This window comes from Streptomyces sp. NPDC048269, assembly GCF_040652395.1.
GTDB lineage: Bacteria > Actinomycetota > Actinomycetes > Streptomycetales > Streptomycetaceae > Streptomyces.
Map to the genome: position 1 here is coordinate 1 of NZ_JBEZLW010000061.1, position 11,821 is coordinate 11,821.

Annotated in this window: 11 protein-coding genes; 4 read left to right on the plus strand and 7 right to left on the minus strand. The window is 72.5% G+C overall.

All coding sequences use genetic code 11. The features are described from left to right. Positions 1-104: 104 nt before the first annotated feature. Positions 105-605, minus strand: a complete 501-nt coding sequence (locus AB0D48_RS34060) for a hypothetical protein (protein ID WP_362406052.1) — start codon at positions 603-605, stop codon at positions 105-107. Positions 606-969: 364 nt separating this feature from the next. On the opposite strand from AB0D48_RS34060, the gene AB0D48_RS34065 reads away from it, so the two are divergent. Further along, positions 970-1,632, plus strand: a complete 663-nt coding sequence (locus AB0D48_RS34065) for a class F sortase (RefSeq protein ID WP_362406054.1) — start codon at positions 970-972, stop codon at positions 1,630-1,632. Positions 1,633-1,668: 36 nt separating this feature from the next. Here AB0D48_RS34065 and AB0D48_RS34070 read toward each other — a convergent pair whose 3' ends face one another. Both AB0D48_RS34070 and lysX read right to left on the minus strand, forming a co-directional pair. Beyond that, positions 1,669-2,571, minus strand: a complete 903-nt coding sequence (locus AB0D48_RS34070) for a polysaccharide deacetylase family protein (protein WP_362406057.1) — start codon at positions 2,569-2,571, stop codon at positions 1,669-1,671. A gap of 70 nt (positions 2,572-2,641) precedes the next feature. Then, positions 2,642-5,956 (minus strand): bifunctional lysylphosphatidylglycerol synthetase/lysine--tRNA ligase LysX, encoded by a 3,315-nt coding sequence (gene lysX, locus AB0D48_RS34075; protein WP_362406060.1) that lies wholly within the window; start codon positions 5,954-5,956, stop codon positions 2,642-2,644. 60 nt (positions 5,957-6,016) lie between these two features. Here lysX and AB0D48_RS34080 point away from each other — a divergent pair, with 60 nt between their 5' ends. Continuing rightward, positions 6,017-6,478, plus strand: coding sequence for a universal stress protein (locus tag AB0D48_RS34080; RefSeq protein WP_362406063.1), 462 nt, complete (start codon positions 6,017-6,019; stop codon positions 6,476-6,478). A 20-nt stretch (positions 6,479-6,498) separates the two neighbouring features. On the opposite strand, the gene AB0D48_RS34085 is transcribed toward AB0D48_RS34080, so the two are convergent. Then, a complete protein-coding gene (locus AB0D48_RS34085) occupies positions 6,499-7,692 on the minus strand; it encodes a CapA family protein (RefSeq protein ID WP_362406066.1) in 1,194 nt (397 codons plus the stop codon). 286 nt (positions 7,693-7,978) lie between these two features. Between AB0D48_RS34085 and AB0D48_RS34090 the strand changes: the two genes are divergently transcribed. Together AB0D48_RS34090 and AB0D48_RS34095 are read left to right on the plus strand one after the other, a co-directional pair. Beyond that, entirely contained in the window at positions 7,979-8,518 is a 540-nt protein-coding gene (locus AB0D48_RS34090) for a sigma-70 family RNA polymerase sigma factor (protein ID WP_362406069.1), read from the plus strand. Between the two features lie 196 nt (positions 8,519-8,714). After that, positions 8,715-9,215 carry a hypothetical protein gene (locus AB0D48_RS34095; RefSeq protein WP_362406124.1) on the plus strand — a complete coding sequence of 167 codons (501 nt, stop codon included), beginning with the start codon at positions 8,715-8,717 and terminating at the stop codon, positions 9,213-9,215. A 10-nt stretch (positions 9,216-9,225) separates the two neighbouring features. Here the strand turns inward: AB0D48_RS34095 and AB0D48_RS34100 are convergent, their stop codons facing one another. Genes AB0D48_RS34100 through AB0D48_RS34110 form a run of 3 tightly spaced genes read right to left on the minus strand, consistent with a single transcriptional unit; the run spans position 9,226 to position 11,767 of the window. Further along, complete coding sequence (locus AB0D48_RS34100; protein WP_362406071.1) at positions 9,226-9,627, minus strand: hypothetical protein; 402 nt, start codon at positions 9,625-9,627, stop codon at positions 9,226-9,228. A 26-nt stretch (positions 9,628-9,653) separates the two neighbouring features. Beyond that, entirely contained in the window at positions 9,654-10,514 is an 861-nt protein-coding gene (locus AB0D48_RS34105) for a DNA-formamidopyrimidine glycosylase family protein (protein ID WP_362406074.1), read from the minus strand. A gap of 20 nt (positions 10,515-10,534) precedes the next feature. Next, a complete protein-coding gene (locus AB0D48_RS34110; RefSeq protein WP_362406077.1) occupies positions 10,535-11,767 on the minus strand; it encodes a hypothetical protein in 1,233 nt (410 codons plus the stop codon). Positions 11,768-11,821 lie beyond the last annotated feature (54 nt).

Genomic DNA, 11,821 nt, shown 5'->3' on the forward strand with positions numbered 1-11,821 from the left:
GGCCCCGGCCAGGACCCGGGGCGACCGGCGGTTGGGGGCTGCCTTCCGGGTCCGGCCCGACCCGGAAGGCACCCCCTGGGGAACTGACCGGGGAGGTCGGCCGGTCAGGCCCGGCCGCGGACCGGGCGGCGGCGGCGCATCACGTGGGCTCCCGCGCCGAGCGCCGCCGCGCCGACGAGGCCCGCACCGATGGCGGTCTCGGCGGTGGACGGGCCGAAGGAGCCGCCGATACCGCCCTGGGCGGGGTTGCCCTCCAGGATCCTGAAGCGGGCGGTGGCGACCAGGCTGTTGTCGTTGCACTTGACCTGCAGCGTGTGGTTGCCCGGAGAGGCGTGGTTGAAGATCCGGACGGTGGCGAAGCCGATCGACCCCGCGGACAGGTTGGCCGGCGGAAAGTTGCCCGGCGACGTGACGGTACCGCCGTGTCCACAGCCCGACGCGCTCACCTGCATCGTGGATCCCTGGTGCACGGCGAAGGGGTTGACCGACACGTTGCTCGGTCCGCCACCGCCGCCCATCGGTGAGTTCGCAGCGGCGAATGGGGTACTGAGGCCGATCGCGGCGCAGGCTGCCGCCGCAACGGTGAGGGCGCGGAAAGCACGCATGATGGAACCTCCAGCGGGAAGCGCCCCGGAGCGTCGGCCCCGGATGATCGACGAGAACGCCTCCCACGTCGAACCCTCGGGGCGGCCCGCAACCTCCGCATTTCCGGCTTTGGGCCGCCCGGTTGAGCGACACGCCGACGCGCGGGCCGGGCAACTGACGGATCCGCAGGTCACGACCCGTCAGGCATTTATGTGACGATTACCTGGATGGGCGCACCCCTTCCGGCCCCTTCCCGGCCGCGCCACCCGTTTCGCCCCTCCCCCCTCGCCGTCCCGCCCACGCAGCCTTAGCGTGCGTGAAGTAGGGCGTACTGGGGCGGGACAGGATCGCGGGTCGGGACCCCCGCGTCGGGAAGGGAGAACGATGGGCGAGGACGAGACCGGGCAGTCACGCAAACGCTCACCGTGGGGCGTACTCGCCCTGGTCATGCTCACCGGCCTCGCGATGGTGCGAAACGGTGTGGACATCGACGACGGGCCGCCCCAGCCCACCGCGGCCTCGGCCGTCGCGGTGACGGCGGACCAGTTGCCGGCGAACCCTCCGGAGGTGCCTGGAGACCTGGAGGTACTGGAGCACTCCTCGGTGCAGCGCATCCGGATCCCCACGATCAACGTGGACGCTCCGGTGATGACGGTCGGGCTGGACGCGGAGGGCTGGATCGACGCACCGCCGCCGCAGGACCGGAACCTGGCCGGCTGGTACCTCAACGGCATCTCGCCGGGCCAGCGCGGTTCGGCGGTGATCGTGGGCCACGTGGACAACGCGCAGGGCCCCGCGGTCTTCTACGGCCTCGGCTCGGTCAAGCCGGGGAACCAGATCGAGGTGGAGCGGTACGACGGGCGCACGGCGGTGTTCGAGGTGTACGGGGTGGAGGTGTTCTCCAAGGAGTCCTTCCCCGGAGCCCGGGTGTACGGGGACACCGGGCATCCGGAACTCCGGGTGATCACCTGCGGCGGCGGCTACTCCAAGGCCCGGGGGTACGACGGCAACGTGGTCGTCTTCGCCCGGATGGTGGAGGCCCGCTGAGCGGCGCGCGGCCGCTCCGCCGGGCCGGGGTCCGGTTCAGCGGGGCGGCAGCGCCGGCAGGGTCATACGGTAGCCGCGCGCGAGCAGTTGGGGCAGGTACGAGGAGATCGCCTGGACGCTCTGCGACCGGTTGCCGCCCGCGTCGTGCGACAGGACGATCACGCCGGGCCCGGCCCCGGACAGGACCCGGGAGACGATCGTGGCGGTCCCCGGCTCCGTCCAGTCCAGGCTGTCCACGGTCCAGGCGAGCGGTTCCATGCCGAGCTCGGCCCCGATCTCGAAGGCGGCCCGGTTCCACGCCCCGTACGGCGCCCGGAACCAGACGGGTGCCTCACCGACCGCCTTCTGTACGACCTCACTCGTGCGGCCGATCTCGGAGACGAGGGCGGGCCGGCTGAGCTTGGGGATGAGCGGGTGGGTCCAGGTGTGGTTGCCGATGACATGGCCTTCGGCGACCATCCGGCGCAGCAGGTCGCGGTTCTCGGTGGCCATCTCCCCACAGACGAAGAACACGGCGCGCACCCCGTGCCGGGCGAGGGTGTCGAGGATCGCCGGGGTGTAGCGCGGGTCCGGCCCGTCGTCGAAGGTGAGCAGCATGGAACTCGTCGTGGCCGTGCCGGGCGGGAGCTCCAGGATGGGGCGGGTCCGTACGGCGGGCTTCGCTGCTCGTGGGCGGGCGGGGGCTTCGGCGGTCATGGGCCGCAGCCGGTAGGACTTCTCCAGTCTCGCTTCGGGGAGCACCCCCGGGGGGCCGGCCGCGGGATGCGGCCCCGGCCCGGCCGCGGGTCCGGGTGCGGGCGCCGGTCCGGACGCGGCGCCGTCCCCCGCCGTACCGCCCCCGCCGCCCACGTCGATCATCCCGGCGGCGGCCGCGACTCCGAGGAATACGGCGGTGCGCAGGAGCGCGCGTCGCCCTACTGTCGGCTCGTCATTTTTCATTATTACTACGTATCAACGACATCGCCGCGGATGTCGAGAGGCGCGGATGCGCCTCCTCGCCCTCACCCGATCAGCCGCGCCGCACCAGGGGGAAGGGGAGCGTCTCGCGGATGGTCAGCCCCGTGAGGAACATGACGAGGCGGTCCACGCCGATGCCCAGGCCACCGGTCGGCGGCATCGCGTACTCCAGCGCGTCCAGGAAGTCGTTGTCGAGCTCCATCGCCTCCGGGTCGCCGCCCGCCGCGAGCAGGGACTGAGCGGTGAGCCTCCGTCGCTGCTCGACGGGGTCGGTCAGCTCCGAGTAGGCGGTGCCCAGTTCGGTACCGAAGGCGACCAGGTCCCAGCGTTCGGCGAGGCGCGGGTCCTTGCGGTGCTGGCGGGTGAGCGGGGAGACGTCGGTCGGGAAGTCCTTGTAGAAGGTGGGCAGCTCGGTGCGCTCCTCCACCAGCCGCTCGTACATCTCCAGCACCACGTCGCCGCGGGTGTCCTCGGGGGCGTGCGGGACGGATGCCCGGTCGCAGAGACTGCGCAGGAGGTGCTCGTCGGTGTCGGCGTCGACCTCCTCGCCGAGGGCCTCGCTGATCGCCCCGTACATCGTCTTCACCGGCCAGGGCCCGGAGATGTCGTGGACGACGAGCTTCCCGTCCGGCCCCGCCTTGTGGGCGACGGGTGAGCCGAAGGCGGCGGTGGCGGCGCCCTGGATCAGCTCGCGCGTGAGGTCGAGCATGACGTCGTAGTCGGCGAACGCCTGGTAGGCCTCCAGCATCGTGAACTCGGGGTTGTGCTTGTAGGAGACGCCTTCGTTGCGGAAGGTGCGGCCCATCTCGAAGACCTTCTCCATGCCGCCGACGCACAGCCGCTTGAGGTACAGCTCCGGCGCGATGCGCAGGTACAGGTCGAGGTCGTAGGCGTTGATGTGGGTGCGGAAGGGCCGGGCGTTGGCTCCGCCGTGGATCTGCTGGAGCATCGGAGTCTCGACCTCCAGGTAGCCGCGCTCCAGGAGCCCCTGACGCAGGGCCTGCACCGCGCTGGAGCGGGCCCGTACGACGTCCCGCGCCCCGGGGCTCGCGACGAGGTCGAGGTAGCGGCGCCGGACGCGGGCCTCCGGGTCGGCGAGTCCCTTGCGCTTGTCGGGGAGGGGGCGCAGGCATTTGCCGGTGAGCTGCCAGGACCGGACGACGAGGGACGGCTCGCCGGACCTGCTGGTGCCGGCCTCGCCGCTCGCCACCACGTGGTCGCCGAAGTCGACCTGGGAGGTGAAGGAGTCCAGTACGCCGGCCCCGGCCCCGTCGCGGGTGAACATCAGCTGTATGTCCCCGGACCAGTCGCGCAGGACGGCGAAGACCACGCCGCCGAGGTCGCGTACGACCATGACGCGTCCGGCGAGGGTGATCCGTTCGCCGGAGCGGGTGCCGGACGGATGGCCGGGGTGCGCGGCTTTCAGCTCGGCCATCAGCTCGGCCACCGTATGGGTCCGCCGGCGGATCCCGACCGGGTAGGGATCGGTGCCGGCGGCCCGGATCCGCTCCAGCTTGTCGTGCCGCACCCGCACCTGTTCGGGCAGCCGCTCGGCCGGGACGGCCATGCCCTCCTCCGCCACGGCGTCCAGGTTCATGGAGGCGATGGTCGGCAGTCCCTCGGTGGTGGCGGGGTTGGTGAGGCCCTTGGGGTGGCCGTTGCCCCACAGGGTGCGCAGGCTGGGTACGGAGACGAAGCCCTCGGCGATGCCGGAGGCGAGGCTGACCCGGGCGAGCGAGCCGGCGTCCTGGTAGCAGAGGAACCGCGGGTACCACTCGGGGCCGTACTTGACGTTCGAGCGGTAGAGCGCTTCCAGCTGCCACCAGCGGGAGAAGAAGAGCAGCAGCTTGCGCCACAGTTTGAGGACCGGGCCGGCGCCGATCCGGCCCCCTTCCTCGAACGCGGAGCGGAAGACGGCGAAGTTGAGGGAGATCCGGCGCACCCCCAGGCCCGGCGCGGCGGTGCAGAGCTGGGCGACCATGAACTCCATGACCCCGTTGGGGGCGGTGCGGTCGCGGCGCATCAGGTCGAGGGAGATGCCGTCCTTGCCCCAGGGGACGAAGGAGAGCAGCGCGATCAGCTCACCGTCGGCGTCGAAGGCCTCGACCAGCAGGCAGTCCCCGTCGGCTCGGTCGCCGAGCCGGTCCAGGGCCATGGAGAAGCCGCGTTCGGTCTCGGTGTCGCGCCATTTGTCGGCGCTCTCCACGATCATCTGCATCTCGTCCTCGGAGAGGGCTGAGTGGCGGCGGATGACGGTGGTGGCACCGGTGCGCTTCACGCGGTTGACGGCCTGGCGGGTGACCCGCATCTCGCGGCCGTCGAGGTCGAAGTGGGCGACGTGGAGGATGGCCTCGTCGCCGAGCTGGAGCGCGCCGAGTCCGGACCGGGCGTAGGCGGTGGCGCCCTCCTCGGAGGCGCCCATGACGGCGGGCTGCCAGCCGTAGCGGCGGGCCACGGCCAGCCAGGCGTCGATGGCCGGGGTCCAGGCGGCGGGGTCGCCCACCGGGTCGCCGCTGGCGAGGCAGACTCCCGCTTCGACGCGGTAGGTGACCGCGGCCTTGCCGTTGGGGGCGAAGACGACGGCCTTGTCGCGCCGGGTGGCGAAGTAGCCGAGTGAGTCGTTGCGGCCGTAGGCACCGAGCAGGGCCCGGATACGGGGCTCCTCGTCCCCGTGCAGGGCTGCGGTCAGGCGCTGGGAACGGAAGAGGGCGGTGGCGGCGTTCAGCAGGGCGAGGGCGCCGAACAGGCCGAGCAGGAAGTACACCGGGCGGGGCGGACGACCGTCGAACTGGCGGGCGGAGAAGAGGCCGCCGAAGACCTGCTTGGCGGCCCAGTCCAGCCACTGGCCCTTGGGCAGGGTGCCGGGGAAGAGGGCGACGAGCCCCCAGCCCACCAGCACGGCGGCGAGCAGGCCGAGCCCGAGCACGATCATGGCCCGCCACAGGGCCCCGGGGCGGGAGGCCGCGTAGAACTCGTCGCGGGCGGCGATCAGTACGGCCATGGCGGCGACGGCAAGCGCCATGGAGGGGACGCCGACCCAGTAGTCGCCCACGGCCATGTCGAGCACGTCGTCGAGCATCAGCAGGCCCAAATAGGTGACGACGATCCACCAGGCGACCTTCTTGCGGGTGCCGAGGGCCGCGGCGAGCAGGAAGAGGAAGACGGCGTAGGCGAGGTTCGCGCTGACCGGGACGACGATCAGGTCGAGGAAGCGCACGACGTGCCGCAGCAGACGCCGGAGCGTCGGGGAGAGCGCCAGAAGAGCACACAGCAGACCGAGCGCTCCGAAGAACGCCCCGAATCCGTCGGGCACCCGGTTCAGGAAGCGGTTCCGGGTTCCGCGCGTCTCCTCCACGGTCACACTCATGGTTCGCACTGTAGGGAGGGCGGCGGCGGACCGCGCGCCGAGCCGGATAGCCTCGGGAGGGTGACTGAGCACGTGAACACGGGATTCGAGCGCGGTACCGACGGCCCGAAGGTGATCTTGGCCGGGGTCGACGGATCGGAGTCCTCGCTGCGGGCGGCGGCCTACGCGGCGGGACTGGCCCGGCGGCAGAACGCGCTGCTGGCGCTGGTGTACGTCCAGCCGGTGATGCCGGCGGGCGCCTCGCTGGGCGCGCCGGTGGCCCGCACCACCGGGGAGATCGCGGAGAGCCTGGTGGCCGAGATCCGCGAGGCGGCGGAACGCCTCAAGGGCATCTACGAGGTGCGCTGGCAGTTCCACACCTTCCGCGGGGACCCTTACGCGGGCCTGGTGAGCGCGGCGGAGGAGCTGACGGCGGACGCGGTGGTGGTCGGCGCCTCCGAACAGGCGGGCCACCGCATCGTGGGCTCGGTGGCGATCCGCCTGGTGAAGGCGGGCCGCTGGCCGGTGACCGTCGTCCCGTAAGGCTCCGGCCCGGCTGCCGGCTACTTCGCCATGGTGAGGCCGTCCTTGGCCGCGCCGCGGCTGAGGACGGCCTCACTGATGGCGTCCCGGGCGGTCTCGTAGTCGCTCCGGTCGGCATCCTTGGCGAGGGTGGCGGGGAGGTTGACGACCCGGCCGATGGACAGGTCCATCATCTGCGGTACGAACTCGGCCTTGGTGACCTGCCAGCGCTGTCCGGCGGCGGCCGGCGGGGCGAAGGTGAAACGGCCGATCGATCCGTAGTTGCCGCGCATGTCGCGTGCGCCGGAGTAGTTGAACATCTCTCCGGCGACCTGGTCGCCCATGCCGTAGATGATCCACGTCCCGTTGACCTTCTCGTAGGGCTGGGGGATGTGCGCGTGCGTGCCCAGGATCATGTCGATGTCCGGGCGGCCGCCGGTCTGCGAGGCGGTCAGCGCCTTGCCGAGGGACAGCTGCTTCTCGTCCGGCTCGGTCTGCCACTCCGTGCCCCAGTGCAGGCTGACCAGGACCACGTCCGCACCCGCCTTCCGGGCCGCCCGCGCATCCGCGACGATCTTGTTCTGCTCCATCAGGCTGACCGCCCAGGGCTGGCCCTTCGGCAGCGGGTAGCCGTTGGTGTCATAGGTGTAGGCGAGGTGCGCGACCTTGGCGGAGCCCGCCGTGTACGTCGTCACCGTGGCCGCCTCGGTCGCCGTACGGGCCGAACCGGCGTGCTTGAGCCCGACCTTGTCGAACCGGTCCAGCGTGCGGCGCAGCCCGTCGGCCCCGTCGTCGAGGGTGTGGTTCGAGGCCGTGGAGCAGCCGTCGTATCCGGTGTCCTTGAGCGCGTCGGCCACGCTCGGCGGGGAGACGAAGGCCGGATAGCCGGAGAAGGGCCCGTCCTCCTCCCCGTAGATGGTCTCCATGTGGCAGAGGGCCAGGTCGGCCCCGGAGACCACGGGCTTGACCCCGGAGAACATCGGCCGGAAGTCGTGCCCGTCGCCGCCCGCGTCGTCCGTCGCGCGCTGGATGACCGAGGTGTGCGGCAGTACGTCGCCGCTCGCGACCAGGGTGAACCCCTTGCCCGCGGGAGACCCGGCGCCGGTGGGGGCGGCCGGTCCCCCGGAGTCCGCGAGGCGGGCCGGTGCCGATTGCCCCGAGGCCGAACAGCCTGCGGCCGCCGGCAGCAGGAGGACCGACAGGAGGGCGACGGCCTGTCGGGTGCGCTTGGTCATCGATACCCAGCTCTCACTAGTACGACTGTCGGATTCTTTCGTAATCCACATAACGGGACGTCACAAGTCGAGGAACGGCTCCGTCCGCCGCACACGAAGCACTCCGATGGCCGCTGCCGTTCGCCGCGCCGTTCGACCGTTCACCGCCCCGGGCGGCCGCCCACCGGATGACGCGGGTGCTTGGGCGCACCGCCGGGGCCGGACGGTTCCCGGTGGGCTCGGTGCAGGTCAGGGTGGATGTGTCGCCCTCCCGACAGACCTCCACTCGCCCTGGAAGGAGCCCCTCGTGCCGCTCTCCCCCACCCTCCGGCGTACCGATCCCGACACGCTGGCCGAACTCCAGCGCGATCACGGGCGGGCCCTGTTCGGTTTCCTGGTCGGGCTCACCGCCGGGGACGCCCAGCGCGCGGAGGACCTCGTGCAGGAGACCCTCGTACGGGTCTGGCAGCACCCGGAGGTCCTGTCGAGCGGGCACGAGTCCATGCGGCCCTGGCTGTTCACGGTCGCCCGGCGGCTCGCGATCGACGCGCGGCGGGCCCGGCTGTCACGGCCCCAGGAGGTGGACCCGGAGGGGCTGGAGCAGGCGCCCGCTCCCGAGGACGCGGTGGCCGGGTCGGTCACGGCGATCGACGTCCGGCGTGCCGTCGGGTCCCTGGGCCCGGAGCACCGCGAGGTGCTGGTGCAGGTCTACTTCCGGGACCGGTCGGTGGCCGAGGCCGCCGCCGAGCTCGGGATCCCCGCCGGGACCGTCAAGTCCCGTACGTACTATGCCCTGCGCGCCCTGCGCAAAGACCTCCAGGGGTACGGGTACGGCCTCGGCGCCTGACCTCCGGGGGACCGCGGCAACAGGTCGGGGACCGCCTCGTATGCGCACGGACCGGACAGAAAGCGCATGGAATGAGGCATTAGACCGTTCAAGTTGAGTAAACATGCCCCGCTCCGTCAGCCGCTCGGTGAAGGCTCGAGGCTGACGACGGGACGCTCGAAGCGCGGGAGAAGGTGGAACGGTGCAGCCCGAGGGTATGAACGGCACCAGTGACGGCGGGCTCGCGGTGCCCATGGCTTGGCTGTACGCCGAGTACATCGCAGACGAACTGCTGCGCACGGGCCGGCTGATCCCGGTCAGCACCCTGGAGTTCCGGGCCGGGCGGGACACGCTCGCGCTGACCATCTACCTGTCGGACGCGGCCGGGGAGCTCTCCGGGATCCGGGTGGTCTCCCAGCTCGACGAGTGGCTCTCACTGACGGCGTACGGCCACCCCTGGCGCGACTGGGTGCACACCCGGTTCCTCGCGCTGGGCGAGGAGGCCCGGGAGCGCGGCCGCGCCGGGGAACCCGATCTGGAACTGGCCCGGGCGGCCTGGCGCTGGCTCGACCGGACAGAGCTGTTCGCCACCAACCTCGACCCCGGACGGCACGGCCACGCCGACACCCCGACGGGACTGGACGAGAACGCGCGGGTGTGGACCCCCGCCTGGCAGCTCGGCCTGCCGCTGGGCCACTTGGCCATGCACCTGTTCTGACGCGGGGCCGCTATCCGGGGCGGCGGGGCCCCGGCGCCTCGGCCGGATCCATCACCAGCCCGGTGAAGTCCGCCTCGTTGCGCTCGGCCCGCGTGACGTACCAGCGGGCGATCAGCCACATCACCGGGTACACCAGCAGGCCGAGCGCCACCCACACCAGCGGCCCCGACGCGGTGCGCGGCAGCACCAACACCAGCGGCAGCGTCCCGACGAGCAGGGCGAGCGCGGCCAGCGCTCCGATCCCGGCACGCAGCTGGCTGCGCATGAGGGCCCGTACATAGGTGGCGCCGAGGGTGGTCTGCTCGGATATCTCCGAGCGGGCGGGGGTGTGCGCGGGCGGCCGGCGACGGGTGCCACGGGGTACCCCGGTGACGATCTCGCGCCGGGGCGGCGACTGCTGCTCCTCGGCCATGGCGTGGGAGTCTACGCAGCGCCCGGCTATTTGAGGAGGCGTGAGAGCCGCCGGTCGGCGAGCGGCTTCCCGCCGGTCTGGCAGGTGGGGCAGTATTCGAGCGAGGAGTCGGCGAAGGAGACCGAGCGCACGGTGTCCCCGCACACCGGACACGCCTCCCCGGCCCGGCCGTGCACCCGCAGCCCGCTCTTCTTCTCAGCCTTGAGCTTGCCGGCCGCCACCCCGTGCGTACGCTCGACGGCTTCGCGCAGGGTGTCCCGGACCGCGGCGTGGAGGTGGGTCACCTGGTCCTCGTCGAGGGAGGCGGTCAGTTTGAACGGCGACATCTTCGCGTGGTGCAGGATCTCGTCGCTGTAGGCGTTGCCGATGCCCGCGATGACGCTCTGGTCGCGCAGCACGCCCTTGATCTGGCGCCGCTCCCCCGCGAGCAGGGCGGCGAAGGCGTCCCGGTCGAAGGACTCCGCGAGCGGGTCGGGGCCGAGCCGGGCGATGCCGGGCACCTCCTGCGGGTCGCGTACGACATACACCGCGAGCCGCTTCTGGGTCCCCGCCTCGGTGAGGTCGAAGCCGCCCCCGCCCTCCAGGACCACACGCAGTGCCAGCGGCCCCTTGCCGGGGCGCGGCGGCTGCGCGGGCAGGGTGTCCTGCCAGCGCAGCCAGCCCGCCCGGGCCAGGTGCGTGACCAGGTGGAGTTCGCCGATCCGCATGGCCAGGAACTTGCCGTGGCGGGCGGTGGCCCCGGCCGTCTGCCCTTCGAGCGCGGTCAGCGGCGGATCATACGTCTTGAGCACGCTCACCGCGAGCGGGAGGACGCGCTCGACCACCCGCCCGGTGAGGTGTTCGTCGAGGTACTCCCGCAGGGCCTCGACCTCGGGCAGCTCCGGCATGGTCCCAGCCTGCCCCGGCCTCAGGCGAAACGCGAGCTGTGCACGGGTCCGGCCGAGCCGAGCCGGTCGCGGGTCCCGGTGAGCCAGCCGGAGGTGACGGCCGCCGCGTAGGCCCGGAAGGCCTCGTCGGGGTCGGGCGGGGTCTCGCCGTCGCCCTCGTCCGCGGCGGGGTCGGCCGAGGCGATGTCGCGGGCGATCTCCTCCTCGGGCCGCTCGTCTTCCTTCCACGGTACGGAGACGAACTGTGCGAGCAGGGCGCTGAAGTCCGCACTGACCGGGGGCGGGCTGGTCCAGCGGGTGGCGTGCTCGTACAGGACCTGCCCGTCGGCCCGCACGCGCAGGCTCTGCGCGACCTCCGGATCACAGTCGTTCAGGTCGTACGCGACGACGAGCGTGTCGGTGCGCGCGGGCTCGTACGGCACGGCGGGCAGCCCGAGCACGGCCGCGGCGGCGAGCCCGAGGATCCGGTCGGACCGGCCGGGGAGCAGGGAGACGGTGCCGGGCCGCCGCCCGGTCGCCTCCAGCGCCAGCGCGAGCCGGGCCAGACCGCGCCGGCACTGGTCGTGGCTGTCGCCGAGGAAGGCGTACCGCCCGGCCATGCCGGCCCCGTAGCCGTACGGGGAGAGGGTGCCCAGGAGCGTGCCGGTGAGGGCGAACTGCCAGCCGCGCAGGTCGGCGCCGTCCAACGGTCCTGCCGCAGCGGCCAGTTCGGCCCGGTCCAGCATGCGGCGCTGGCGGGCGTGGGCCCAGCGCCAGCTCTCGTCCTCGGGGTCGGGCAGCCGGGCGGCGACGGCCCGGGCGGTGGGGAAGTCCCCGGTCAGCAAGGTGTGGTGGACGAGCAGGTACGTCTCGGGCCAGGCGGCCAGCCGGTCGCCACGGGCGGCGAGCAGCGCGGCGGCCTCGGCGTGCCGCTCCTCGTCCTCCAGGGCGGAAACCAGTTCGGCGAGGAGGGTCCGCGACTCGGGGACCAGCCGTAGCGCCTCGCGCAGCGGCGCGACGGCGAGGAAGGCGAGGCCGTGCTCGACGCAGCCGTAGCCGAAGTCGTAGAGGGCCTGCGGATCGGCAAGCCGCTCGGCGGCGGCCCCGGCGGCGTCGGCCAGGTCCTCGAACCCGGCGGCTTCGGCCAAGGCCCGTGCGGCCTTGGCGAGTTCGGCGAGGGGTGCCGTCTCGGCACGGGGTCGCAGGGACCGTACGGCTCCGGGCAGGTCCCCGGCCTTCAGCAGGCGGCGGACGTCATCCATGGCGGTAGTCATCGCCCCGATCCTCCGCGACCGCCCCCGGCCCCGCAACGGCTTTCCGCTCCGCGA

Bases quoted from the DNA above. Each gene is read 5' to 3' on its own strand.
- AB0D48_RS34105 (WP_362406074.1), bottom strand. From the start codon at position 10,514: ATGCCGGAGCTGCCCGAGGTCGAGGCCCTGCGGGAGTACCTCGACGAA.
- AB0D48_RS34110 (WP_362406077.1), bottom strand. From the start codon at position 11,767: ATGACTACCGCCATGGATGACGTCCGCCGCCTGCTGAAGGCCGGGGAC.
- AB0D48_RS34085 (WP_362406066.1), bottom strand. From the start codon at position 7,692: ATGACCAAGCGCACCCGACAGGCCGTCGCCCTCCTGTCGGTCCTCCTG.
- AB0D48_RS34065 (WP_362406054.1), top strand. From the start codon at position 970: ATGGGCGAGGACGAGACCGGGCAGTCACGCAAACGCTCACCGTGGGGC.
- AB0D48_RS34060 (WP_362406052.1), bottom strand. From the start codon at position 605: ATGCGTGCTTTCCGCGCCCTCACCGTTGCGGCGGCAGCCTGCGCCGCG.
- AB0D48_RS34070 (WP_362406057.1), bottom strand. From the start codon at position 2,571: ATGAAAAATGACGAGCCGACAGTAGGGCGACGCGCGCTCCTGCGCACC.
- AB0D48_RS34100 (WP_362406071.1), bottom strand. From the start codon at position 9,627: ATGGCCGAGGAGCAGCAGTCGCCGCCCCGGCGCGAGATCGTCACCGGG.
- lysX (WP_362406060.1), bottom strand. From the start codon at position 5,956: ATGAGTGTGACCGTGGAGGAGACGCGCGGAACCCGGAACCGCTTCCTG.
- AB0D48_RS34095 (WP_362406124.1), top strand. From the start codon at position 8,715: ATGAACGGCACCAGTGACGGCGGGCTCGCGGTGCCCATGGCTTGGCTG.